This is a genomic window from Colwellia sp. C2M11 (assembly GCF_018860915.1).
In the GTDB taxonomy this organism is placed as follows: Bacteria; Pseudomonadota; Gammaproteobacteria; order Enterobacterales; family Alteromonadaceae; genus Colwellia.
On sequence record NZ_JAHKQD010000009.1, the window covers coordinates 239,039 to 262,422 of the forward strand.

Annotated in this window: 26 protein-coding genes; 18 read left to right on the forward strand and 8 right to left on the reverse strand. The window is 36.0% G+C overall.

The window, feature by feature from the left end; genetic code table 11:
* Positions 1–7 precede the first annotated feature (7 nt).
* Positions 8–604: a nucleoid occlusion factor SlmA gene (slmA, locus tag KO509_RS02965; protein ID WP_215971795.1), complete on the reverse strand. Its 597-nt coding sequence runs from the start codon at positions 602–604 to the stop codon at positions 8–10.
* Positions 605–651: 47 nt separating this feature from the next.
* Positions 652–1,857 carry a bifunctional phosphopantothenoylcysteine decarboxylase/phosphopantothenate--cysteine ligase CoaBC gene (coaBC, locus tag KO509_RS02970; RefSeq protein ID WP_215971796.1) on the reverse strand — a complete coding sequence of 402 codons (1,206 nt, stop codon included), beginning with the start codon at positions 1,855–1,857 and terminating at the stop codon, positions 652–654.
* 102 nt (positions 1,858–1,959) lie between these two features.
* Here coaBC and radC point away from each other — a divergent pair, with 102 nt between their 5' ends.
* The 6 genes from radC (at position 1,960) to KO509_RS03000 (ending at position 5,984) form a co-directional block, all read left to right on the forward strand.
* Positions 1,960–2,682 carry a DNA repair protein RadC gene (radC, locus tag KO509_RS02975; RefSeq protein ID WP_215971797.1) on the forward strand — a complete coding sequence of 241 codons (723 nt, stop codon included), beginning with the start codon at positions 1,960–1,962 and terminating at the stop codon, positions 2,680–2,682.
* 360 nt (positions 2,683–3,042) lie between these two features.
* Positions 3,043–3,279, forward strand: a complete 237-nt coding sequence (rpmB, locus tag KO509_RS02980; protein ID WP_159822134.1) for a 50S ribosomal protein L28 — start codon at positions 3,043–3,045, stop codon at positions 3,277–3,279.
* A 21-nt stretch (positions 3,280–3,300) separates the two neighbouring features.
* A complete protein-coding gene (rpmG, locus tag KO509_RS02985) occupies positions 3,301–3,456 on the forward strand; it encodes a 50S ribosomal protein L33 (RefSeq protein WP_033078277.1) in 156 nt (51 codons plus the stop codon).
* A 201-nt stretch (positions 3,457–3,657) separates the two neighbouring features.
* Positions 3,658–4,146 carry a hypothetical protein gene (locus tag KO509_RS02990; protein ID WP_215971798.1) on the forward strand — a complete coding sequence of 163 codons (489 nt, stop codon included), beginning with the start codon at positions 3,658–3,660 and terminating at the stop codon, positions 4,144–4,146.
* Positions 4,147–4,171: 25 nt separating this feature from the next.
* The gene (mutM, locus tag KO509_RS02995; RefSeq protein ID WP_215971799.1) at positions 4,172–4,987 is read left to right on the forward strand and encodes a bifunctional DNA-formamidopyrimidine glycosylase/DNA-(apurinic or apyrimidinic site) lyase; all 816 of its coding nucleotides are present in this window, start codon (positions 4,172–4,174) and stop codon (positions 4,985–4,987) included.
* 199 nt (positions 4,988–5,186) lie between these two features.
* Positions 5,187–5,984 carry an alpha/beta hydrolase gene (locus KO509_RS03000; protein ID WP_215971800.1) on the forward strand — a complete coding sequence of 266 codons (798 nt, stop codon included), beginning with the start codon at positions 5,187–5,189 and terminating at the stop codon, positions 5,982–5,984.
* 103 nt (positions 5,985–6,087) lie between these two features.
* On the opposite strand, the gene coaD is transcribed toward KO509_RS03000, so the two are convergent.
* Complete coding sequence (gene coaD / locus KO509_RS03005; RefSeq protein ID WP_215971801.1) at positions 6,088–6,570, reverse strand: pantetheine-phosphate adenylyltransferase; 483 nt, start codon at positions 6,568–6,570, stop codon at positions 6,088–6,090.
* A 375-nt stretch (positions 6,571–6,945) separates the two neighbouring features.
* Here coaD and KO509_RS03010 point away from each other — a divergent pair, with 375 nt between their 5' ends.
* Complete coding sequence (locus KO509_RS03010; RefSeq protein ID WP_215971802.1) at positions 6,946–7,602, forward strand: TetR/AcrR family transcriptional regulator; 657 nt, start codon at positions 6,946–6,948, stop codon at positions 7,600–7,602.
* Positions 7,603–7,651: 49 nt separating this feature from the next.
* Positions 7,652–8,800, forward strand: coding sequence for an HDOD domain-containing protein (locus KO509_RS03015; RefSeq protein WP_215971803.1), 1,149 nt, complete (start codon positions 7,652–7,654; stop codon positions 8,798–8,800).
* On the opposite strand, the gene KO509_RS03020 is transcribed toward KO509_RS03015, so the two are convergent.
* Together KO509_RS03020 and waaA are read right to left on the reverse strand one after the other, a co-directional pair.
* Positions 8,794–9,531, reverse strand: a complete 738-nt coding sequence (locus tag KO509_RS03020; RefSeq protein WP_252727349.1) for a 3-deoxy-D-manno-octulosonic acid kinase — start codon at positions 9,529–9,531, stop codon at positions 8,794–8,796. The two genes, KO509_RS03015 and KO509_RS03020, sit on opposite strands and share 7 nt — an antisense overlap.
* On the reverse strand, positions 9,528–10,823 hold the full coding sequence (gene waaA / locus KO509_RS03025; protein ID WP_215971804.1) for a lipid IV(A) 3-deoxy-D-manno-octulosonic acid transferase: 1,296 nt from the start codon (positions 10,821–10,823) through the stop codon (positions 9,528–9,530). Before waaA ends, KO509_RS03020 begins: the two co-directional genes overlap by 4 nt.
* Before the next feature lie 296 nt (positions 10,824–11,119).
* On the opposite strand from waaA, the gene KO509_RS03030 reads away from it, so the two are divergent.
* The 5 genes from KO509_RS03030 (at position 11,120) to KO509_RS03050 (ending at position 15,768) form a co-directional block, all read left to right on the forward strand.
* Positions 11,120–12,328: a glycine C-acetyltransferase gene (locus tag KO509_RS03030; protein ID WP_215971805.1), complete on the forward strand. Its 1,209-nt coding sequence runs from the start codon at positions 11,120–11,122 to the stop codon at positions 12,326–12,328.
* 12 nt (positions 12,329–12,340) lie between these two features.
* The gene (gene tdh, locus KO509_RS03035; RefSeq protein ID WP_215971806.1) at positions 12,341–13,369 is read left to right on the forward strand and encodes an L-threonine 3-dehydrogenase; all 1,029 of its coding nucleotides are present in this window, start codon (positions 12,341–12,343) and stop codon (positions 13,367–13,369) included.
* Complete coding sequence (gene glpE, locus KO509_RS03040; RefSeq protein ID WP_303495277.1) at positions 13,369–13,701, forward strand: thiosulfate sulfurtransferase GlpE; 333 nt, start codon at positions 13,369–13,371, stop codon at positions 13,699–13,701. The genes tdh and glpE overlap by 1 nt, the downstream gene beginning before the upstream one ends.
* 10 nt (positions 13,702–13,711) lie before the next feature.
* A complete protein-coding gene (glpG, locus tag KO509_RS03045; protein WP_215971807.1) occupies positions 13,712–14,599 on the forward strand; it encodes a rhomboid family intramembrane serine protease GlpG in 888 nt (295 codons plus the stop codon).
* A gap of 74 nt (positions 14,600–14,673) precedes the next feature.
* Complete coding sequence (locus KO509_RS03050; RefSeq protein WP_215971808.1) at positions 14,674–15,768, forward strand: OmpA family protein; 1,095 nt, start codon at positions 14,674–14,676, stop codon at positions 15,766–15,768.
* Between the two features lie 116 nt (positions 15,769–15,884).
* Here the strand turns inward: KO509_RS03050 and KO509_RS03055 are convergent, their stop codons facing one another.
* Complete coding sequence (locus tag KO509_RS03055) at positions 15,885–16,262, reverse strand: flagellar basal body-associated FliL family protein (protein WP_215971809.1); 378 nt, start codon at positions 16,260–16,262, stop codon at positions 15,885–15,887.
* 198 nt (positions 16,263–16,460) lie between these two features.
* Here KO509_RS03055 and KO509_RS03060 point away from each other — a divergent pair, with 198 nt between their 5' ends.
* The 5 genes from KO509_RS03060 (at position 16,461) to KO509_RS03080 (ending at position 21,029) form a co-directional block, all read left to right on the forward strand.
* Positions 16,461–17,063 carry a chorismate lyase gene (locus tag KO509_RS03060; RefSeq protein WP_215971810.1) on the forward strand — a complete coding sequence of 201 codons (603 nt, stop codon included), beginning with the start codon at positions 16,461–16,463 and terminating at the stop codon, positions 17,061–17,063.
* Positions 17,056–17,919, forward strand: coding sequence for a 4-hydroxybenzoate octaprenyltransferase (ubiA, locus tag KO509_RS03065; protein WP_215971811.1), 864 nt, complete (start codon positions 17,056–17,058; stop codon positions 17,917–17,919). The genes KO509_RS03060 and ubiA overlap by 8 nt, the downstream gene beginning before the upstream one ends.
* 105 nt (positions 17,920–18,024) lie before the next feature.
* Positions 18,025–19,098: a TRAP transporter substrate-binding protein gene (locus tag KO509_RS03070; RefSeq protein ID WP_215971812.1), complete on the forward strand. Its 1,074-nt coding sequence runs from the start codon at positions 18,025–18,027 to the stop codon at positions 19,096–19,098.
* Between the two features lie 123 nt (positions 19,099–19,221).
* The gene (locus KO509_RS03075) at positions 19,222–19,752 is read left to right on the forward strand and encodes a TRAP transporter small permease subunit (protein WP_215971813.1); all 531 of its coding nucleotides are present in this window, start codon (positions 19,222–19,224) and stop codon (positions 19,750–19,752) included.
* A complete protein-coding gene (locus tag KO509_RS03080; RefSeq protein ID WP_215971814.1) occupies positions 19,749–21,029 on the forward strand; it encodes a TRAP transporter large permease subunit in 1,281 nt (426 codons plus the stop codon). Before KO509_RS03075 ends, KO509_RS03080 begins: the two co-directional genes overlap by 4 nt.
* Before the next feature lie 139 nt (positions 21,030–21,168).
* Here the strand turns inward: KO509_RS03080 and KO509_RS03085 are convergent, their stop codons facing one another.
* Together KO509_RS03085 and KO509_RS03090 are read right to left on the reverse strand one after the other, a co-directional pair.
* Positions 21,169–22,485 (reverse strand): amidohydrolase, encoded by a 1,317-nt coding sequence (locus tag KO509_RS03085; protein ID WP_215971815.1) that lies wholly within the window; start codon positions 22,483–22,485, stop codon positions 21,169–21,171.
* Positions 22,486–22,568: 83 nt separating this feature from the next.
* The gene (locus KO509_RS03090; RefSeq protein ID WP_215971816.1) at positions 22,569–23,285 is read right to left on the reverse strand and encodes a cytochrome b/b6 domain-containing protein; all 717 of its coding nucleotides are present in this window, start codon (positions 23,283–23,285) and stop codon (positions 22,569–22,571) included.
* Between the last annotated feature and the right edge of the window lie 99 nt (positions 23,286–23,384).

Below are 23,384 nucleotides of genomic sequence, written 5' to 3' on the forward strand. Positions count from 1 at the left end.
TTTTTCCTTATTTGCTCGCCATTAAAAATTGCCATTGCTCATTGAAGTTACTGCTAGGTTTTTTGTCAAAGCCAGATCGTACATATTGGCTGATCTTTCCTTCAGCAAAAGCCACTAAAATGTTAGCAAGCGCTTGTTCGTTAATGGTGAATGTTTTACCTTCGCGTAATTTTCGTTCACGCAATATTTGTTTAAATTGTGATTCAAGTTTTTCAAAAAATTGGTGAACTCGAACGCGTAAACGTTCATTTTCACCCATGAGAGCATCACCTGATAAAATGCGGCACATGCCTGGATTTCGCTCAGCAAAAACCAATAACACATGAAGTACATGATGACAGCGCACTAGTGTTTCTTTGTGATCGGTTAAAATTAAGTTAATTCTAGAAAAAACAGATTCTTCAATAAAATCGATTAACCCTTCAAACATACGTGCTTTAGATGGAAAGTGTCGATACAAAGCCGCTTCTGATACGCCTACTTCCGCTGCAAGTTTTGCGGTTGTAATACGTTGACCAGGGCTTGACTGTAACATCAGCGCTAAACACTCTAATATTTGTTGTTTCCGACTAATCTTTTGTGGGCTTTTGGGGCTAGCTGGCATAGTAAGAAGATTCTCTATTATTTATTGTTTTTGTTAGGTATTGTTACTTATTTTTGTTTTGCTAAATAATGCTGATTAATTAAAGAGACTAATTTTTGAGCCACTATTTGTTTGTTGGCTAACGGAATATCTGTTTTATCAATAGTACTATATAGGGTTAACGCATTATCATTACTGTTAAAGCCTTGACCTGATTTTGCTACATCATTAGCAGCTATTAAGTCTAAATTTTTACGTATTAGTTTACCACGAGCGTACTGCTCCACATTTTGTGTTTCAGCTGCGAAACCTACCATAAATGGTTTGTTATCTAAATGCGCTACATCAGCAACAATATCGTGATTTTTCACTAATTCAAGTTGCATAGCATCATTATTTTTTTTGATTTTTTGTGTCGCTATGTGTGCAACTCGGTAATCAGCAACGGCAGCACAAGCAACAAAAGTTGTACATTGGGGAGCAAATTTTAATGCTTGTTCATGCATTTCATCAGCACTGTTTACGTTAATCAACTGGCTTCCAACAGGCGCTTTAATGTTAACGGGTCCTGAAATTAAGGTGACAGTAGCACCTGCACGTAAGGCAGCTTGAGCAATGGCATAACCCATTTTACCTGAACTGTGATTAGAGATATAACGCACAGGATCTATCGCTTCACGTGTTGGACCTGCAGTAATCACCCAATGCTGTCCTTGTAAATATTTATCCGTACAAAAATCACTCGCTAAAGTGACTAATTCATCCACATCAAGCATACGACCTAAGCCGACATCACCACAGGCTTGCTCACCACTACCTGGTCCCCAAATTTGTACATCACGCTCGCTCAAGGTTTTTATATTGGCTTGTGTTGCTAATGCGTGCCACATTTGTTGATTCATCGCCGGGGCAATCGCGATAGGTGCGCTAGTGGCTAAACAAATAGTTGTAAGTAAGTCATTTGCTATACCTGCAGTCATACGTGCAATAATATCTGCAGTTGCAGGGGCTATGATAATTAAGTCAGCCCATTTGGCTAGCTCTATGTGTCCCATGGCTAGTTCGGCTGCTGTATCTAGTAAACTATCTGCAACGGCATTGCCCGAAACAGCTTGTAACGTTAGTGGCGTGATAAATGCTTTTGCACCTTCGGTCATAACAACCCGAATATCAGCACCTTGTTCTTTTAATCGACGGACTAATTCTGGGATTTTATAAGCGGCAATCCCTCCGCTGATACCTAGAACAATTTTTTTGTCCTGTAGAATTTGCATAATCTGCTAATCTTAAACTGATGAATAATATTATTAATACGATAGCATTTATTCGCACTATTTGAAAAATAATCATTAACAAAAACAGCAAGGAAGCCGACTATGTGTAAATTAGATAAAGCATCGTCCCATGACGCAAATGATCGAACACTAAAACATTGGCCAAGTTCAGAGCGGCCTAGAGAAAAACTACTGGCACTTGGTGCAGCGAGTTTAAGTGATGCTGAGTTGCTTGCTATTTTTTTAAGAACAGGTGTTAAAGGGTGTAACGTTGTTGATTTGTCTAGAAACCTGTTAGTCAATTTTGGGAGTTTAGGGAATGTTTTTCGGGCGAATCAAAAAGAATTTTGTCATCACCATGGCTTAGGCAGTGCTAAATACGTACAGCTGCAAGCTTGTTTAGAAATGTCAAAACGATATTTAGCAGAAAAACTAGTACAGCAGGGCAATGCTATAACATCGTCACAAGCAACGAAAGATTATTTAGCAAGTGAACTGAGGAATGAAACAAGGGAAGTTTTTGCTGTTCTTTTTTTGGATAACCAGCACCAGGTCTTGAAATTTGAACGATTATTCTTGGGGACGCTAAATGCCGCAGCAGTTTATCCTAGAGTTGTTGTTGAGCAAGCCTTAGCTCATCATGCCGCAGCGGTTATTTTATGCCATAATCACCCGTCAGGCATTGCTGAGGCGAGTGTTGCCGATAAACAGATAACACAAAAACTTGAACAGGCACTGCAACTAATTGATGTGAAAGTGTTAGATCATATGATTGTTGCAGGAAATCAATGTTATTCATTTGCAGAGCATGGTGAAATTGTTTAATTTTTAGCGATGAAACTTGTATTAATTGGACAATTATTTACTAAAAAATAGCAAGCTAAAAGTAAATTTTAGGTAAATCAGGTGCTAATTAACATCATTTATTTTATAAAAACTATCATTAAAAAGCGTTTATTTTATATTTTTGCATATAAATAGCGCATATTTCGATAGTTGTGTGTATTCTAGCCTATTGATTAATAAGAATTTAAAATATCAAATGCGCTTTTTTATAGCTTTTTATTTTTAGTACTAGTATTAATTATTCAGTTTCTCTATAATATGCCACCTTTTTCAGGATCCCGAGGCGACGGTCTTGGGGAAAATATAGCTCGAGCTGAAATTAATTTTGGAGTGACTCAAATGTCTAAAGTTTGCCAAGTAACAGGCAAGAAACCAGTCGTAGGGAACAACCGTTCTCACGCAAGAAACGCGACTCGTCGTCGTTTTTTACCAAACCTTCAATCTCACCGTTTTTGGGTAGAGAGTGAAAATCGTTTCGTTAAATTACGTTTAACTCCGAAAGGAATGCGTATTATCGATAAGAAAGGTATTGATGCAGTATTAACTGATATCCGTGCCCGTGGCGAAAAAGTTTAAAAACTTTTCTAGGAGAATATTATGCGTGATAAGATTCGTTTAGTTTCTAGTGCCGGTACAGGTCATTTTTATACTACTGATAAGAATAAAAAGACTATGCCAGAGAAAATGGAAATCAAAAAATTTGATCCAAAAGCTCGTAAGCACGTAATCTATAAAGAAGCTAAAATTAAGTAATTAATTTTTACTTTGTTAAAATAAAAAACCCAGTTTAACTGGGTTTTTTTATGCCCGTAATTAATGAAATAGTCATTAAGGTTAGCCTCAATAGTAGCCCTGTTTAATTTATCCTCCGCATATAAAAATAGTCCTAATGTTCTTTTATGGTTATTATTTCAGTATGATGTCAGTCATCTTTATTTTACCAATGTATGAGTAATGAAACTTTCTAAAACGGCATGGAATAATGTCATTATATTTTCAGTAATGATTATTATTTTAATCATTAACACCACCAATAATCGACTATTCCCAGAGACAGACACTAATGATGAATTAATATTACCTGAGCATAGCGTGATATTAACGTTGTCTATTGCCTTTCCCAATAACACATCAGTAGTATTTGAGCGTGTTGCTAGAGCTTGGAAAACAAATAGCCAAGGGGTTTTAGTCGATTTAACTAATCAGCAAATAGACCAAATGATGTTTGCATGGCAGCAAGGTAGCGGCTTAATGCAAGCGTCAGATATTGTTATTGAGGGGCAAGAAAGTATTGAAATAAGCATTGGTATCGCAGGAGTTGAGCAGGAGCAGTTATTCAGGTTGTATCCTTTAGTAGAGCAGCTGTTAGTGTATAATCAACAGAAGAAAATATGGTTAGCTTTACCTGCTACCATGAAGCATCAACTTATACCTCTGTTTTGAGGTAGCCTAAGTATCATGAGAGTATATGCCTGAATTACCTGAAGTAGAAGTGTGCCGTTTAGGGATTAGTCCGCACATTATAAATAATGAAGTGTCTAAGGTGGTTGTTCGTAATGCGAAGTTACGATGGCCTATTCCTGATGATTTACAAAAACTTATAGGATTAAATGTTAAAAGTGTTGACCGACGTGCTAAGTATTTATTACTGCGTTTTGACACGGGAAGTCTACTTTTACATTTGGGTATGTCAGGTACACTTCGTGTGATTGATAAAGAGGTACCTGTTGCTAAGCACGATCACTTCGATCTGGTGTTTGCCAATGGGGTCGTATTACGCTTAAATGATCCTCGGCGTTTTGGCGCCGTTTTGTGGTTTGATGAGCATTATGATTCTCAGGGGCTATTAAGTAAGCTAGGGCCAGAGCCACTCACCGATGATTTTGGTCACGATTATTTATTTAATAAGGCTAAAAAGAGAAAAGTACCCATTAAAACTTTTTTAATGAATAATCATGTAGTGGTGGGCGTTGGTAATATTTATGCTAATGAAGCGTTATTTTTAGCGGGTATTTTACCTACAGCGCTAGCAGGAAGTATTAGCCGACAGCGTTATAATCGGTTAACCGATATTATAAAGCAAGTGCTTGCTGCTGCGATTGAGCAAGGGGGCACTACCTTAAAAGATTTTACTCAAGCTGATGGCCGACCTGGATATTTTGCTCAATCATTATTTGTTTATGGCCGAGCAGGAGAAGCTTGTTTAACTTGTAAAGAAACATTGTTAGAAGTTAGGCAGTCAAATAGAAGCTCGGTATATTGTCCTAATTGTCAGCAAGACTAGACTGTAGTTGATTAGTACATCTTACGGCTTTATGAGTTAGTCTTGAACGGTTAATGGCGGATCGTTTTAGCATAACCAAGTTTATAATAATTTGTTTATTGCAAGGTCTTTGAAAACAGAACTTATTAAGAGATTTCTTAAAAAGTTAGTTATACTGACGACAATTAAGCGCGTCATAATAAGGTATGTGATTGTAAGAATGAGTAAATCAATTCTTTTTCATCGTATTATTCCACATAAAACCAGTAAAATATGGGTTGTTTTTGTCCATGGTGCCGGCGGAAGTTCGGCAATTTGGTTTCGTCAACTTAGAGTTTATCAGAAAGACTATAATGTTCTTTTACTCGATCTTCGTGGCCATGGAAAATCTACCCATTTAGTACAAACTTTTGTCGACAGTAATTACTCTTTTAATAAAGTATCTGAAGATATTATTGATGTATTAGATCATAACAATATCGTTTGTGCACATTTTGTTGGTATCTCATTAGGTACCATTATTATTCGTAATATTGCAGAAATCGCACCTGAATATGTATCAAGTATGGTGTTAGGAGGGGCTATTACTCGCTTTAATACCCGCAGCAATACACTAGTTTACTTAGGAAATATCTTTAAACATTGTTTGCCGTATATGTGGTTGTATCGTTTGTTTGCGTTTATTATGATGCCAAAAAAGCGTCATAAAGAATCTCGTCTGTTATTTGTGCGTGAAGCTAAATTATTGTGTCAAAAAGAATTTATTAGATGGTTTAAACTGGCTATGGATGTAAACCCTTTGATGCGTTACTTTAAGGAAAAAGAGATCGATATACCTATTCTTTATATTATGGGCAAAGAGGATCATATGTTTTTAGGGCCTGTCAAAGAGATGGTAAAGCGCCATAAAAATAGTTTGCTACATACTATCCAACAATGTGGACATGTTTGTAATGTGGAGCAGCCAGATAGCTTTAATCAACATTCATTAGCCTTTATTGCAAAACAAGGTTGTTAGTAAAGCAACATTGTTAGAAACTAGGCAGTCAAATAGAATCTCAGTATATTGCCCTAATTATCAGCCAAACATACCTAAGAGCATAATAGTGTGAAAAGTCAGATCAGTTTAAGATGGCTTTTTTTAATGCATCTTGAACAATAGGGTGAACAAATTGGCTGACATCCCCTTTATGTAAAACGACTTCTTTTACTAATGTTGATGAAATAAAAGAGTTACCTTCTGAAGGTGTTAAAAAGACACTTTCTAAATCAGGTGATAAACGGCGATTCATATTTGCTAATTGGAATTCATATTCAAAATCTGATACTGCACGTAAGCCACGAATTAAAACTTTTGCTTGATGGTGCTTAGCAAAGTCGACCAATAAACCACTAAAGCCAACAACGGTAACATTGTCTAAGTCTTTAGTTATTTGTTGTATCATTTCAACACGTTGTTCAAGTGTAAAGCGTGGCTTTTTACTTGGGCTTGAAGCAACACCAATAATCACCTCACCAAATAACAGGCTAGCACGTAAAATCAAGTCTGAATGCCCATTTGTAACGGGATCGAATGTGCCAGGGTAAATTGCTTTTATGCTCATGTTTTAAGTTTCATTTATTGGTGAATACTAGGCATTGTAATGGTTTAGTTAAGTTTCTTACAAGCATTAACCGTTTAAATATTATAAAACTAATCAATAGTCGTTATGGGGTTTGATATAGGCGCTGTATGCAAGTAGGGTATTAGAGAATATTCTACAGAACAATACTCTCTCCATTAATGCGTCGTCTCTTAAGTTCTTTAACTATTTACATAGATCAAGTTGTTACTTAATACGTAATCTGAACCTTGATTTAGATCGTCTATAAGTTAAAGTATTTACTCAAAAAGGTTTCAAGTTCAATGTATTTTGATAGTATGATAGATATGTAAAACTATTTAAATTACCTTAAATTAGAAGGAAGAAGTAGCCTCTATGAAAACCCGCGATAAGATAATTCAGGCAAGCATTATATTATTTAATAAGCACGGAGAGCGAAATGTCACCACAAATCATATTGCAGCACATTTAGGTATTAGCCCTGGTAATTTGTATTATCATTTTCGGAATAAAGAAGACATTATTTTGTCTATTTATGAGGAATATGCAAGTAATTTACTGCTTGATACTATTCCCAAAGTGAGTAATGAGGTAAAACCACTTGATGCCATCATTCTTTATATGGATGCGGTATTTCAAATGATGATGAAGTTTAGATTCTTCTATAGCAATTTACCCGTATTGTTAGATAAAAATCCAAGTTTACGAGAAAAATATGTTGAGGTTCAACATTCAATCGCTGAACGGGTAAGTCAGTTACTAATGTCTTTAAAAGATGCTGGTATTGTTGATTTTAATGATGATGATTTAACCGACATAGTCAGTATTTTACGTATTATTAATACATTTTGGTTAAGCTTTTATCAAACACAAAATATGGTTAATGAAATAAATGACTCGGTATTCTATCAAGGCGTGCTTAAAATATTAGTTATTTTAAAACCTTATACTACAGAAGCAGCAATGCCTGAGTTAATAAAAGCGAGAGATATGTATCAACAGCGTTGCAAAGATGCCTTGGTTACATTATAAAGACAGTATGTTAGATTTATAATGCTAACGACTAGAATAGGATATTCAAATGTCTTTGGAAACAGTAATTTCAATCAGTATCTTAGGGCTATTATCTTATTTTATTTGGCGCTTAAATAATCCTCGTCGCACTCCTAAAAACAGAGGGAGTGTGACCAAAAATAATATTAACCGAAAACCTTTGTTACCTTCTAGGCAAGATGATCAAGAGCATAGCCTAGAGGGAATAACTAACGTTGCAACAAAGCTTGAATTTGAACTACCAGAGGAGTTTCTAGAATTCGAATTATTGTTTGCTGAAGAACTTACGGCCGAGCAACAGCATACAGCTAAAAATATTACGGAATCATTTCGGAAGCCACACCCATTATTATTGCCATTGATTCAAGGTGGATTTGAGCCAAGTGAACTGTTTGACTTAATAAAAACCGATGCCGAAATGACTGCTAAAATTTTGAATGCTGTTAATTCACCATTATTTTCTTTGCGTCAACCTATTACTAATATTAATCACGCTATTATTTTTTTAGGTATTACACAAGTCAAAAATATCGCAACACAACTCGCTGTGCAGCAAGATTCGCATTTAACTGATAAAGCGCAGAATGCCGCGTATAAAAAACTATGGACTGCAAGCTATTTGGCTAGTGCCTTTGGTTTGATTCTAGCAACAGAAATGAATGTGGAAAATTCAGCAGAGCTATCAACACATTGTTTACTCTCTTATTTAGGTGACCTCGCCATTTTGTCTTATCGCCCAGCGATGGCTGATGTTTACTTAAAGAATTATGGCTTATTTGAGCGTACTAAGGTTTTTCAGCATGTTATTGGTGTTAATAGCGCGGTATTAGGGAAACGTTTAGCTCAACAATGGCAATTACCGCAATCTATTGAAAAAGGTATAGCTTATAGCTTATTACCTTTAGCTAATAATACCGTTGATCTAGCTATATCTAGTGAAGAATTACAGCAGGTTTCTTTGTGTTATATTGCCTGTCGTTTAGCTGATTTAGTGGCATTTGGTGGGTTAAGAAATATATCAGAATATAAAGAATTAAGCTTTGAGGAGATGGGGAAAGTAGAATTTTATTACACCCAAGATATCATTAAAATGGCTCGACTTGATAAAATTAATACCCTGATTACGGATATTAATTTTAGAAAAAAAATCAATAAAGTTATAGAGCAGGCTTATTGATTATAACCTGCTAATAATGCATCCCAATGACTTTCTTGCCAGTAAAAATTAGAAAGTTTTTTTTGCTCTTTGCGGAAAGAGCGCAGTAACCGCTGCATATTATTCTGTTGCCAACGGGTGCTAACTGCTCTTAGCTCACCTTGATCAAAATCGATTAACCAAGCTTTATTATTATTATCAATTAAAATATTGTGCGCATTTAAGTCGTGGTGATATATACCTTGTGAGTGAAAACGACGAATCGTTTCGCCAATATTAAACCATAAATCATCACTTATTACTTTTTGGGTTAAAATGGCCACCAAATCTTGGGCGTTTTCAATGCGACTGCTCAGTAAATCTGCGCGATAAAGTAAACCTTGGCGTATCACCCGGTAAGCAATCGGTTTGGGTGCAGGCAATGCTAATGTTTGCATATGAGCTAATAAAGAAAACTCTCGATCTGCACGGGTATGTTTTAGAGCGGTGAAGAAGTAACTATCATTAACTATTTTACCAATTAAGCCACCACGATAATAATGACGCAAAACCCATTGCTTGTCTTGTATGCTGGATTGATATTGAATAAACCAAGTTGTGCCTCGACCTTGCGCTGATCCGGTAATGGCATTGTTTTCTTGCCAATATTCAGCGGTAAGCATTTCTGGAGTGAAATCTTCAATTTCATTTCGATTAAAAAGACAGTACGTATTTCCGTCTTTAAAAGCTGCTAATTGTATCATGTTACTCATATTACTAATTCCTTCACTTGAGCTAACGTTCGTGTACTCGCTCCTTGATTATTAAGTACTACCTTATGTGCTTGAGATCCGAGTAGTTGAGCTGCTTGTGTATTATTTAGTAGATGTATGACGGCTTGCGCTAATGCTTGTTGATTTTTATTTTCTAGAATAGGTAATTGTATAATTCCGTTATTTTTTTGTAATTGTAGTAAAATATCAGTGAAATTTTTCATGTCGTTACCCACAATAATGGGTTTTTTGAATAACGCTGGCTCTAATGGGTTATGTCCTCCAATATCACTAAAACTGCCACCCATAGTAACAATATCTGCAAGAGCATAAGCAGCCATTAACTCCCCTAAGGTATCGAGTAGCCATATATTATGATTTGTCACTTGTTCACTTTCACTGCGTTTAGCGAGTGAGTAACCTTGATTAATGCAAAGTTTGGCGACTGAACTAAAGCGTTCTGGATGCCTTGGTACAAGCACTAATAATAATTGAGGGAATTTTTCTTTGATTACGTTATATGCGGCCAATGCTATTTCTTCATCACCTTGATGTGTACTTGCCACTAACCAAATGGGTCTATGTGGCGGTAGAAATTGTGCTAGGGTTCTTTGTTTATCTTCAGTTGTTGCATTAAGGCTAATATCAAATTTGAGATTGCCAGATACTTGGCATCGGTCACTCTCTGCTCCTAATTGCAGGAAGTTATCTAAATTGTCATGGCTTTGGCACAATATTTTATCAAAATGGTTTAACGTTGGGGTGATCAGCGTACTAATTTTTTGATAACTTTTCATTGAGTTGGCAGATAATCGCCCATTAATTAGCAAGAGTTTTATTCTTTTGTTGGCGCATTGACTGATTAAATTAGGCCATAATTCTGTTTCCATAAAAATCATTAATTGTGGTTGTAAGCGATTTAAAAATAATGAGGTGCAAGGCAAAATATCAAGCGGTAGAAAAGTATGTTGCACGCGTGAGCCAAAATGTTTTTTTACTTGTGCAGAGCCGGTAGGGGTAAAAGTAGTGATGGTAATAGGGTACGTTGGATATTGCTGTAATAATAGCTCTACAAAAGGAGTTATCGCGATTACTTCTCCAACGCTAGCTGCATGAACGACAATCCCTTTAGTGTTTTGTTTGTTCAATAATATAGCGCTAGAGGTGAAACCGAAACGCTCACTTAAACGTTGGCGATATTGTGAGTTACTAAAGGAGCGAAATAAGAGAGCCAATAATATAATAGGCGTTAGTAATAGTAGTAAGATTCGATAGATTAGTAACGCAAACATAAATTGTTCTACATAAATTGAACGGCAGTAAATTTATGTTTTATTATACCTAAGTTTACTTAAATAAGTTCACTTAAATACTGATGAATATGAAAAGTGTAAGTTTACAAAACAAAAAAAATTATTTTGTATTTACCGGTTTAAATTTAATGTTAGCGGATAGTACGTCGTAATTATAATTTTACATTGCCTCTCTTTTTTACAAAATATTGTTCAGTGGGTGACTCTGTATAAGTTAGCGTAAGTGCGTACAATTAACACATTCATAATTTATCTATCAATGTAGGGTTTTTCGTATGTCTAAAGATAATTCGACAACTTTTTGTAACCATATTCAAGAACAAATTACACAAGTTAAAGCGGAAGGTTTGTACAAAGCAGAGCGTATAATTACTACTGCACAACAGGCTCAAATAGCTGTTAATACCGGTGAAGAGGTTATTAATTTCTGTGCCAATAATTATTTAGGTTTGGCGAACAATGCTACCCTTATTGCGGCTGCAAAAGCAGGGTTAGATGAACACGGTTTTGGTATGGCCTCAGTACGTTTTATTTGTGGTACACAAGATATTCATAAAACATTAGAGCAGGGTATTAGCGAATTTTTAGGCATGGAAGATACTATTCTATATTCTTCTTGTTTTGATGCTAATGCTGGGTTGTTTGAAACATTATTAGGTTCAGAAGATGCCATTATTAGTGATGCGCTTAATCATGCCTCAATTATTGATGGTGTGCGTTTATGTAAAGCAAAACGTTTTCGTTATGCCAATAATGATATGGCGGCATTAGAGCAAAGTTTAATTGAAGCTGATGCGGCTGGCGCACGTTTTAAATTAATTGCTACAGACGGTGTTTTTTCTATGGATGGTGTTATCGCTAACCTTAAGGGTATTTGTGATTTAGCAGACAAATACAATGCTATGGTGATGGTTGATGATTCACATGCTGTTGGTTTTGTTGGTGAAAATGGTCGAGGTAGTCATGAGTATTGTGAGGTAATGGGTCGTGTTGATATTATCACCGGTACATTAGGTAAAGCGATGGGCGGTGCTTCAGGCGGCTATACTTCAGCGAAAAAAGAAGTGATTGAATGGCTACGTCAACGTTCACGTCCCTACTTATTTTCAAACTCTTTGGCTCCTGCCATTGTTAATGCGTCTATACAGGTCTTGCAATTATTGGCACAAGGTGGTGAGTTGCGCAAAACGCTAAAAGAAAATACGGCATATTTTCGCAGCAATATGGAAGCTGCGGGCTTTACTTGTGCAGGTGCCGATCATGCTATTGTCCCGGTAATGTTAGGTGATGCAGCGGTAGCTAGTGAAATGGCAAATAGACTACTCGCAGAGGGTATATATGTGATTGGTTTTTCTTTCCCTGTTGTGCCAAAAGGCCAAGCACGTATTCGTACGCAAATTTCAGCGGCGCACACTAAAGCGCAACTAGATCAAGCTATTTCAGCCTTTACTCGTATTGGTAAAGAAATGAATGTGATTAGTTAAGGAATAAAAATTATGAAATCATTATCAAAATCCAAAGCAGAGCAAGGAATTTGGCTAACAGACACAGATAAGCCTGAAATGGGGCATAATGATCTGTTAATTAAAATTAAAAAAACTGCTATTTGTGGTACCGACATTCATATCTATAATTGGGATGAGTGGGCGCAAGGCACTATTCCTGTACCTATGGTTGTTGGTCATGAATATGCGGGTGAGGTCGTTGGCATTGGACAAGAAGTAAAAGGTTTTGCGTTAGGTGATCGTGTTTCAGGAGAGGGGCATATTACTTGTGGCCATTGTCGAAACTGCCGAGGTGGACGCACACACTTATGTCGTAATACTGTGGGTGTTGGTGTTAATCGTGCAGGCTCTTTTGCGGAATATTTAGTGATTCCTGCTTATAACGCCTTTAAATTACCAGATGAAATTTCTGACGATTTAGCTGCTATTTTTGACCCTTTCGGTAACGCTGTACATACCGCCTTATCATTTGATTTAGTTGGTGAAGATGTCTTAATTACCGGCGCTGGCCCTATTGGTATCATGGCTGCGGCTGTTGCTAAGCATGTTGGTGCGCGTCATGTCGTTATTACTGATATTAATGAATATCGTTTAGAACTGGCTGAAAAAATGGGCGTTACACGTGCTGTTAATGTATCTAAAGAAAACTTAAAAGATGTGATGAATGACTTAGGTATGACAGAAGGTTTTGATGTTGGATTAGAAATGTCAGGTGTACCATCAGCATTTACAAGTATGTTAGACAATATGAATAATGGTGGTAAAATCGCCATGCTAGGCATTCCAGGCAAAGACATGGCGATTGATTGGAGCCAAATAATTTTTAAAGGTTTAACGATTAAAGGAATTTATGGTCGTGAAATGTTTGAAACTTGGTATAAAATGGCTAGTCTTATACAATCTGGTTTAGACTTATCGCCTATTATTACCCATCATTATGCGATTGATGATTTTCAAAAAGGGTTTGATGTGATGCGTTCTGGTAAATCAGGTAAAGTTATTTTAAATTGGGAGTTCTAGTGACAGATAATCAATCAAGTTTTAAACATATGCAAGTTGATGAATTACATGCGGTATTAGAGAGTAAAAGCCATGTTGTGGTAGATATACGAGACGAAACATCATTTTCAAATGGTCGGATAACAGATGCACTTCATTTAACGAATGAAAATTTAGCTGATTTTGTCCGAGATGCTGATCTTGATGCACCTGTTGTTGTATGTTGTTATCACGGACATTCTAGTCAACAAGCTGCACAATTTTTGTTGAGCCAAGATTTTACCGATGTATATTCTCTTGATGGTGGCTTTACGCAGTGGCAATTACAATATCCCGATAATATCGCTCGCTAAGGGTTAATCAATGCTTGAAGATCAAAGCTTAAAGGCTTTAGTTCAGTTAGAACAACATAATGTTGCTTTACTGTTTGCTAATTATTTAGTCACATTAGGCATTGATGCTAAAGTGGTTGCCGAAACGGTTATTACGGATACTGGTGAGAGTAAGCAAGGCTATACCGTATATTGTCAGCAAGATAAAAAAGAGCAAGCGCACATTGAATTTGAGCACTTTATTAAAAAGCCTTTTGATCAAAAATATCAGCAGGCTGCTTGGCATCATGGTGAAACTGTTAGTGTAAAAAGTGGTGATTTGACCCTGCTAAAGAGCTTTCGAGAAAGTTTTCTTGCGCATGCCGGCGTTGTGACCTTAGTAGTATTCATTCTTTGTTGGTTTGTTTATTTAGGGAGCAATTTAGGCTGGGCGCGCGATCTTTTTACCCTACTGCAGTTTTACCCTAAATTATCATTAGATGCTTTTATTACAGAGCCTTGGCGTATTATTGGCCCAGCATTTTTCCACTTTTCATTATTGCACATAGTGTTTAATACTATGTGGTGGTGGCAACTGGGTGGTAGTATTGAAAAAGAATTAGGCAAAGGAACGTTAATTAATTTGTTATTAGTTTCTGCTATTTTTTCTAATTTAGGACAATTTGTTGTTTCAGGTGCCAATTTTGGTGGTTTGTCTGGTGTTGTTTATGCGTTAGTAGGTTTTGTGTGGTGGTATGGTTATTTAGCACCAGAGAGAGGACTGTCGTTATCTAAACCTATTATTGGTTTCTTATTGTTTTGGCTAGTTTTAGGCTTTCTTGACATATTACCAGTGAATGTCGCTAATACAGCGCATTTATTAGGGCTTATTTCAGGGTGTTTGCTAGCGGTTTACAGTGTTAAATTTGTTAAGAATTAGTGTGCATTCCTTAAAAAAACTGTTAAAATGCGCCGAATTATTATACACGCTACATTTAACATGGAAATTAAATTATGAATAAGTTACAAGGCTTAAAAGCAGTACTTCTCTCTTCTCCTCTTCTTCTAACAAATGCATTTGCAGCAGATAAAACTCCACTAGCGGAAGATCTTGTTGGTAAGTTTTATGGTGGTGCGCATTTACTTTATATTGATACTGATGATGGCCGTAAACTTTCTGATCCATTAAAAGCGTCAGACCCGTATGCGACTAAAGGTCACGGTGCTGGTTTTGGTGCTGAGATTGGTTACCGTTTTACTGAGTCTGTAGAAGCTCGATTATCTTTTAGCCAAATTAATATTGATAAAGATAATAGTTTTTATGATAAGCCTTATGTAGCTGATATTTCTGCTTTGTACTTCCCAGAAAAAGAAAGCTTTTATGTTGTAGGCGGATTAGGCTATTTAGATATCGGTCAAGCAAAAGAATCTGTAAATTTAGGTGTTGGTTACCGTCACTACCTTAGTGAAAATACAGCGGTTTATCTTGAAGGTAAAGGCCATTATGAATTTTCAGATCACCATCAAGAAGGTAGTGCTCGTTTAGGTGTTATTTATTTCTTTGGTAGTGATAATAAATCAACACCTGTAAGAAATAAAAAGGCATCAACGACTGCAGCTGTTGCTCCAATTGTTGCTTCAGACACAGACAATGATGGCGTGACAGATAACAATGATCGTTGTCCAAGCACTCCTACTACTGATAAAGTAGATCAATACGGTTGTACTATCTTTACTGAAGAAACAAGCAGAATGAGCTTATTAGTTAATTTTGACAATAATAAGTCTACTGTTAAAGCAGAGTATTTATCAGAAATTAAAAAAATGTCTGATTTCCTAACGACTTACCCTGAAGTTTCTTTAGTAATTGAAGGCCACACTTCAAAAGTAGGTAGTGCTGCGTATAACAAAAAAATCTCACAGCAACGTGCTGATGCAATTGTTGACGTATTAGTTAATCAATTTAATATTGATAGTGATCGTTTATCTGCTGTAGGTTACGGTGAAGAAAACTTGCTTGATTCAGGTGATGATAAAGCAGCACATGCGAAAAACCGTCGCATAGAAGCGAAAGTTTCAGCAACTAAACAAGTTCCTGTTAGTCGCTAAAAACAGGTTGTTTTATTAGGTATTATTATCTAAACAGACAAAAGCCAAAGTGTGAACTTTGGCTTTTTTGCTTGTAGAACTAAGGGTATTTATTAAATTGGGTTAGCTTAACTCGCCTAATTATCTAACCATTGCGTGAATAAAAGCTTTTTAATTAACGGTTGACCTGTTTCTTGTGTTAATAACTCTTTTACTTTTTCTTCGCATTTCAGCAGTATCTCAGCACGGCCTTTAATCGATTTTATTTTTTCTTCAGGCTGTTTGCCGATAATATCAATAATGGCATCGCGTAATAATGCAGAATGATGCTCAACAATTTCTATATTTTGGCTAGGTACCATTAACTCAACAGTTAGGCGTACGTAACCCATTTTTTTCTTTAGAGGGATATAATTGGTGACTATGTCTGGTTCAAAGCCGAAATAGGCATAATCCACTGCCTTAGTGCTTAAAGGCATTAACAAACAAGTTCCAATCAACAAATATTTAAGCATAATGTTTACTTCTTAGAGTACATCAGTAGAAAATTAGAGACATTACTTATCATAACCTGAAATTAAATTTTTTCCTGAAAAAAGTCATTTTTTTTTAATCTTTTACTTTCAAGGTAAAATGAGTTCGGGCAAAAACAATGGTATTATCAATCGGGCTTTCACTTTTAGATTAATTTAGTTTAATTTGGTTTTTAGTTTATGAATTTTAAATCGTTTTTTCCTGTTACCTTGTCGAGTTTTTGGCATGATGCTAATGATAGCTTCATCGATGAAAATTTAAAAAGTTGGTTGCTTGATCCTGCTTCACTCACTTTACGTCTCAAGTCCCATTGTCATCAGTTTAGAGTGGAGCTTCTAGGTCAGAAAGTTGAAAAGTGCCAAGAAAGTGAAGCGGTCGACCTTATTCTTGCTGGAGAAGAAGTGTTAGTGCGAGAAGTTTTACTTTATTGTGATGATAAACCTCAAGTTTTTGCGCGAAGTTTACTACCATTGTCGAGTTTAACGGGGGCGGAGCAGGCCTTAGCTAACTTAGGAACAAAGTCATTAGGACAAGTTATGTTTAATAACCCTTCTCTGAAAAGGAAAACCATTGAAGTTGCAGAGTTTGATGCCACTAGTACCGTTAGTCAGTTAGCTAATAAGTTACCAGGAGCGAGACAACCTTTAATATCGGCAAACAACCTTTGGGGGCGACGTTCAATATTTATTTTAGAAAATAAACCTTTGATGGTATCAGAGGTATTTTTACCTGGCGCATTCGCTTACCAACAAATAGACAAGCCAGGAGATAACTATGTTTAGTAGATCAAAACAAAAGTGGCAAGCAATCAAATTAATTACCCGTATGGATAAGCCTATTGGTACTTATTTATTACTATGGCCAACTTATTGGGCGTTATGGATTGCTAGTGATGGTTGGCCTAACTTCTATTTGTTACTTGTTTTTAGTCTTGGTGTATTTGTTATGCGTAGTGCCGGTTGCGTCATTAATGATATTGCTGATATGAAAATTGATGGTAAGGTTGAACGAACTAAAAATAGACCTTTAATTACAGGGTTAATTAGCAAAGAAGAAGCGATAAGTTTGTTTGGCCTGCTTATTGGTATTGCTTTAGGCTTAGTATTAACTTTAAGTTTACCAACAATTTATTTATCAATAGTGGCGTTGTTGTTAGCTTCTTCATATCCATTTATGAAGCGATATACCCAGTTACCACAAGTTGTTTTAGGTGCTGCTTTTAGTTGGGGAATGATTATGGCTTTTTCCGAGGCGCAAGGAGAGGTTCCGTTAGTTGCATGGCTACTTTTTAGTGCTAATGTTTTATGGACGGTTGCATACGATACTATGTATGCCATGGTAGACAAGGATGATGACTTAAAGATTGGCGTAAAGTCGACTGCTATTTTATTTGGTGAACATGACAAACGTATTATCGCTTTTTTGCAATTACTGGTTTTAGGGCTTTTGTTTACCGTTGGTGAGTTATTAGCATTTGGTTGGCCTTATCAATTAAGTCTGATTATTGCCGCAGGTTTATTTAGCTATCAACAGATGTTAATTAATGATCGTAAGCGTGAGCGATGCTTCCAAGCTTTTCTACATAATCATTGGGTTGGCATGGCGATTTTTATTGGTATTTGTATTGAATATTTATAGGTTTTTTATAATTAAAGACTAAAGTCTTGTTTACTTTTTGAACTCGAGTTGCTATTAAATAGATTCAATAATAAAAAAATGATTCTAATTAATTCGGGGAAGGGAATGAAAAAATCAATATTGTTAACACTACTGCTTGTATTGTCGTTAGGGGTTTCAGGAATAGTAAATGCTGCAGACGGTAAGGTTTATCGTTGGAAATTAGCTGAAACTTGGGGGCCAAACTTTCCTGTTTTTGGTGATACCACTAAAAACTTAGCTAAGATAGTAAAGGAAATGTCAGATGGTCGTTTGATTATCCGTGTTGACTCAGCTAACAAACATAAATCACCATTAGGTGTTTTTGACTTTGTTAAAAGTGGTCAATATCAAATGGCGCATTCTGGCTCTTACTATTGGAAAGGAAAAAACTTCAACACATTATTTTTCACTACAATACCTTTTGGTATGACAGCACCAGAACAATATGCTTGGTTCTATCATGGTGGTGGCATGGAGTTAATGAAAAAAGTTTACGACCAGTATGGTATTCTATCTTTTCCAGGCGGTAATACTGGTAACCAAATGGGGGGCTGGTTTAAAAAAGAAATAAATACTGTTGAAGATCTTAAGGGATTAAAAATGCGTATTCCTGGTTTTGCCGGTGAGGTTTTAGCAAAATTAGGCGCCAAACCAACCAATATTCCTCCAGGTGAGCTTTATACTGCACTTGAGCGTAACACCATTGATGCTCTTGAATGGGTAGGTCCTTCGTTAGACTTACGTATGGGGTTTCATAAAATAGCTCCATATTACTATACCGGTTGGCATGAGCCTGCAACTGAACTGCAGTTTATGGTAAATGAGAAAGCTTATAATTCATTACCAAAAGATTTACAAAAAATCTTAACAATAGCAATGAAGACTGCTGCTTATGATATGTATATTCAGTCATATCACGAGAGTGCAATTAATTTAGCATCACTTAAAAAAGATTACCCTAATGTAAAAATGCGCTCTTTTCCTAAAGATGTCATGAATGCAATTCAGGAAGCAAATAATGAGTTGCTAAATGAATTTGCTGCGAAAGATCCTATGACAGCAGAAATTTTAAAATCTCTAACGGAGTATGAAGATAAAGCAAGGGCATGGACTAATTTGTCTGATCGCGCTTATCTTGACAACTTCGACGCTAAGTAAGTCGTAAATAGTTAAAAATATATTGCAGATGTCTTTACTTAGTATAGTCATCTGCTTTTTTTGTTGGGGTTTACCAACATTAGTTTGTAAATTTGTATGAGTATTAATCATGAGAATTATTAGATGAATTTCACGTTAAAAGTCATAGGTAAAATTATTGATGCACTTGGTAATTTTTGTAGCATATTAATGTTACTCATGATTATGAATGTTTTTTATGATGTGGTTAAACGTTACTTTTTCAATGACGTTAGCATTGGTATGCAAGAATTAGAGTGGCACTTGTTTGCTGCCATGTTTATGTTTGGTATCGCTTACACTTTAAAAGAAGATGCACACGTGCGAGTCGATATTTTTTATGATCGAATGTCTGCGCGTAAGCAAGCAATTATTAATCTTTTTGGCAGTTTATGCCTTGCCTTACCAATCACCATAGTTATTCTCTATTACAGCATAGATTATACGCTAGGCGCCTATCAGATGAATGAAGGTAGTGCTGATCCTGGTGGACTGCCTTATCGATGGATTGTACGTTCTGTTATTCCAATTTCATCAGTTTTTCTTATTATGTCTATTATTTACATGGCATTGAATAGCGTTCGCACCTTAATTACACCTGTGCTAGTCACCTATAAAGAAGGAGATGACTCATGACGGGTTTAGTTCTTTTTGGTATCGCACTAATTTGTTTATTTTTAGGTTACTCGGTTGCTTTTACGTTTGCAGGTGTTTCTCTAATTGTTGGTGTTTATGTTTTAGGGTTTGAGTTATTTGAATTTATGCCGTATCGCATAATGAGCATTATGGAAAACACCATTTTAATGGCCGTCCCTATGTTTATTTTTATGGGTATAGTGCTACAAAAAACTGGCTTAGCTGAACGCTTATTGGAATCAGCTGCGAAATTGTTTGGTGGTATTCCTGGTGGTGTTGCTGTTTCAACTGTTGTTGTTGGTGCTTTACTTGCCGCTTCAACTGGTGTTGTTGGTGCAAGTGTAGTTGCTATGGGCGTTATTTCCTTGCCTGTTATGTTGAAGAACAATTACCATCAACCAACTGCTGCTGGTGTTATTTGTGCGTCTGGTACGTTAGGGCAAATCATTCCTCCTTCAATAATTCTAATTATTCTAGGTGATGTAATGGGGGTGCCGGTAGGCGACTTATTCCGCGCTGCAATAATACCTGGCATGTTATTAGTGGTTTTTTATACTGTATATATTTTAGTTTTAGGTCAGTTTAAGCCTGATTTTATGCCACCTATAGAGGTAAATGAAAGTAAACGCGAATTATTGATGCAAGCATTAAAAGATATTGTGCCACCTATGATACTTATTTTGATTGTGTTGGGTTCAATCTTTGCTGGTATAGCGACACCTACTGAATCGGCTGCTATCGGTGCTGTTGGAGCAATAATATTATCGATATTGTATAGAAGCTTTTCTTTTTCTAAGTTACATGAAGTGTCAAAAGAAACGGTTAAGGTAACCTCAATGGTATTTGCTGTTTTAATTGGTGCAACTGCATTTTCGATGGTATTTAGTTATTCAGGCAGTGAGTATCTTATTGAAGATTTCTTTTTAGAATTGCCTGGTGGAACATGGACTTTTATCGCTTTTGCGATGATTGCCATTTTAATCCTAGGCTTTTTTATTGATTTTATCGAAATTGCTTTTTTAGTGGTGCCAATTTTATTACCAGTGGCTATCGCGTTAGACATTAACTTAGTGTGGTTTGCGATTTTAATATCGATGAATTTACAAACATCCTTCCTAACACCGCCTTTTGGTTTTAGTTTATTCTATTTGAAAGGAGTAGCGCCTAAATGGATGAAAACCACGACTATTTATAAAGGTGTTATTCCTTTTATTCTTATGCAAATTTTAGTGTTGTTATTAGTATTAATCTTTCCTGAGCATTTGATTTTTTCTTAGTGAAGGTAACGATAATAGTGCTAGCAATAAAAAGGTGCCAAAAAATAATTTTTTGGCACCTTTTTATAGATATTTTGGATATGTAAAACATCAGTTTGAATTAATACCGTTATTTAATCGCCGTAACTAAATCGCGCTATTATTGCTTTTGCAGCAGTTTCATCGCGTTTTCTGTCATACCAATAACACCAGTTAAAATAGTTGGTTTTGCATCAGGTGCAAACTTGCCAGAATGAAGAGAAGGTAAAGCATTATTATTTTTCTTGGCCTCTTTATATTGAGTAGGGTTTACCGTACCTAACCATAATAATGTACTTGGTATTTTTTCTTTAGTACGTCCATAACGAGAAAAATCTTCTCCAGCCATAACAGGAGGAACTACAACAATGTTGTCTTTACCTAATACCTGTTCAAGGTTATTGACCACTTGTTGGGTGAATTCTGGTTGATTATAAACGGCAGGAGTATATTCTTCTTTTACAATCACCTTAGGCAGAAGTTCATCTGGTATTCCCGCTGTTTTTGCAATGCCATGGCTTATCTGTTCAATACGTTTAAGTAAAAAGTTACGAGATTCATCGGAATAAGATCGCACTGTTAATTGCAGTTTAACTTCGTTACCAATAATGTTGTGTTTTGTACCGCCATGAATAGACCCAACAGTTATTACGGCAGATTCAAGAGGTGATATTTCACGGCTGACAATGGTTTGAAGTTTAATGACTATTTCTGAAGCCATCACCACAGGATCTATTGTGTTATGAGGATATGCGCCATGGCCACCAATACCTTTAATTAATATATCGACGGAATCAACATTTGCCATCGCATATCCTTTGATGTAACCGATTTTTCCTGCAGGTAAATCAGCGGAAACATGCATAGCGATATTATAATCAGGCAATGGAAACTTTTTATATAAACCTTCAGCCAACATTTGTTTAGCGCCATAGCCTATTTCTTCTCCAGGCTGCGCTATTAGCATTAAAGTACCTTGCCATTGATCTTTATGTTGTACCATTTGTTTTGCGGTACCTAGCAATACCGTCATATGCATGTCATGTCCACAAGCGTGCATTACAGGAATAGATAGACCTGCTGTATCATTAAAAGTAGCGACACTTGCATAAGGGAGCCCTGTTTCTTCTAACACAGGTAGTCCATCAGTATCTGCTCTAAGCATTATTGTTGGCCCCGTGCCATTTTTTAAAATGGCGACTAAACCTGTTCCAGCAATGCCTTCAGTAACGTCATAACCATACTTTTTTAATTCTTTTGCTAAAAAAGTAGCTGTATTTACTTCATGTTTTGAGAGTTCAGGTGTTTGATGTAAATGATGATAAATCTTTTCTAAATTCGGCAATTCATTTTGAATTGATTTGTTTAGAACGTCAGCATTAGCGAAAAATGTTAACTGTGATACGATAAAAATAAAAGTGAACGTATGTTTTTTCAAAATACTGTACCTGCTTTGTTGACTTGGTATAAAGCCTCAATTATGTATTGAGACAATGAATTTAAAGTCTATCAGAAAAGCAATTATTTTTCTGAATGCTCTTTGGGAAGGTATTTATAGCCAGTAACCATGGCAGATACGAGCGCTGTTTTCTCTCTTCTTTCAGCAATGATTACACCTAAGATATGTAAAGGAATCAGAAATAGTAGGCCGTAAAATGCATAAACATGGGCTGTAATAAAAGGGCTGCGTATAGCCCGCATTTCTGTGTAGGCTTTTTCATCAATATTCACTTTTGAATAAGGTTGTATTGCTTCAATGTTTTGTTTATCAATAGCGATACTTTGGGCAAAATACTTGCCAAATGGAGGGTAGTAAATATCTGTTCCTGCAATAACTAAACCTGAAACCATTTGAACAAACATCAATGATAGCAAGGCGAATACCATCAATTTTCCTGCGGGATTATGTCCTTTATAAACAGCTTGTTTATGTTGCTTGAAATCAATTAACTCTTTTGAAAAACCTTTGTTAAAAGGTAATACTTTGCTCCATCGCTCATGTGCTTTACCGATAAAACCAATAATTAATCTAAAAATAAGGTTGATAGCAAAAACATAACCAAGATAAACATGAATTGTTTTTAGTAATATTTTTCCATCAGTAGATACGCCTAACGATTTAGCATTAAAAATGATTAAACCTACAGCGATGAGTAGAGTTATGGAGATCACATTGACCCAATGAAAAAGGCGAACATTTCGACTCCACACAAAAACTGGTTCACGTTTACTATTCATATTAACCTCTCAATATATTGTTTATAATATCCAAAATGATTTTATGCTTTAAGTATCTCTTTTATCCGATTATAAATCATTGGGCATTCGTTAGTTTTT

Bases quoted from the DNA above. Each gene is read 5' to 3' on its own strand.
- KO509_RS03060 (WP_215971810.1), top strand. From the start codon at position 16,461: ATGAATTTTAAATCGTTTTTTCCTGTTACCTTGTCGAGTTTTTGGCAT.
- KO509_RS03010 (WP_215971802.1), top strand. From the start codon at position 6,946: ATGAAAACCCGCGATAAGATAATTCAGGCAAGCATTATATTATTTAAT.
- KO509_RS03070 (WP_215971812.1), top strand. From the start codon at position 18,025: ATGAAAAAATCAATATTGTTAACACTACTGCTTGTATTGTCGTTAGGG.
- KO509_RS03075 (WP_215971813.1), top strand. From the start codon at position 19,222: ATGAATTTCACGTTAAAAGTCATAGGTAAAATTATTGATGCACTTGGT.
- rpmB (WP_159822134.1), top strand. From the start codon at position 3,043: ATGTCTAAAGTTTGCCAAGTAACAGGCAAGAAACCAGTCGTAGGGAAC.
- radC (WP_215971797.1), top strand. From the start codon at position 1,960: ATGTGTAAATTAGATAAAGCATCGTCCCATGACGCAAATGATCGAACA.
- rpmG (WP_033078277.1), top strand. From the start codon at position 3,301: ATGCGTGATAAGATTCGTTTAGTTTCTAGTGCCGGTACAGGTCATTTT.
- waaA (WP_215971804.1), bottom strand. From the start codon at position 10,823: ATGTTTGCGTTACTAATCTATCGAATCTTACTACTATTACTAACGCCT.
- tdh (WP_215971806.1), top strand. From the start codon at position 12,341: ATGAAATCATTATCAAAATCCAAAGCAGAGCAAGGAATTTGGCTAACA.
- glpG (WP_215971807.1), top strand. From the start codon at position 13,712: ATGCTTGAAGATCAAAGCTTAAAGGCTTTAGTTCAGTTAGAACAACAT.
- KO509_RS03020 (WP_252727349.1), bottom strand. From the start codon at position 9,531: ATGAGTAACATGATACAATTAGCAGCTTTTAAAGACGGAAATACGTAC.
- KO509_RS03030 (WP_215971805.1), top strand. From the start codon at position 11,120: ATGTCTAAAGATAATTCGACAACTTTTTGTAACCATATTCAAGAACAA.
- KO509_RS03080 (WP_215971814.1), top strand. From the start codon at position 19,749: ATGACGGGTTTAGTTCTTTTTGGTATCGCACTAATTTGTTTATTTTTA.
- coaD (WP_215971801.1), bottom strand. From the start codon at position 6,570: ATGAGCATAAAAGCAATTTACCCTGGCACATTCGATCCCGTTACAAAT.
- coaBC (WP_215971796.1), bottom strand. From the start codon at position 1,857: ATGCAAATTCTACAGGACAAAAAAATTGTTCTAGGTATCAGCGGAGGG.
- mutM (WP_215971799.1), top strand. From the start codon at position 4,172: ATGCCTGAATTACCTGAAGTAGAAGTGTGCCGTTTAGGGATTAGTCCG.
- KO509_RS03000 (WP_215971800.1), top strand. From the start codon at position 5,187: ATGAGTAAATCAATTCTTTTTCATCGTATTATTCCACATAAAACCAGT.
- KO509_RS03090 (WP_215971816.1), bottom strand. From the start codon at position 23,285: ATGAATAGTAAACGTGAACCAGTTTTTGTGTGGAGTCGAAATGTTCGC.
- KO509_RS03050 (WP_215971808.1), top strand. From the start codon at position 14,674: ATGAATAAGTTACAAGGCTTAAAAGCAGTACTTCTCTCTTCTCCTCTT.
- slmA (WP_215971795.1), bottom strand. From the start codon at position 604: ATGCCAGCTAGCCCCAAAAGCCCACAAAAGATTAGTCGGAAACAACAA.
- KO509_RS03015 (WP_215971803.1), top strand. From the start codon at position 7,652: ATGTCTTTGGAAACAGTAATTTCAATCAGTATCTTAGGGCTATTATCT.
- KO509_RS02990 (WP_215971798.1), top strand. From the start codon at position 3,658: ATGAAACTTTCTAAAACGGCATGGAATAATGTCATTATATTTTCAGTA.
- ubiA (WP_215971811.1), top strand. From the start codon at position 17,056: ATGTTTAGTAGATCAAAACAAAAGTGGCAAGCAATCAAATTAATTACC.
- KO509_RS03055 (WP_215971809.1), bottom strand. From the start codon at position 16,262: ATGCTTAAATATTTGTTGATTGGAACTTGTTTGTTAATGCCTTTAAGC.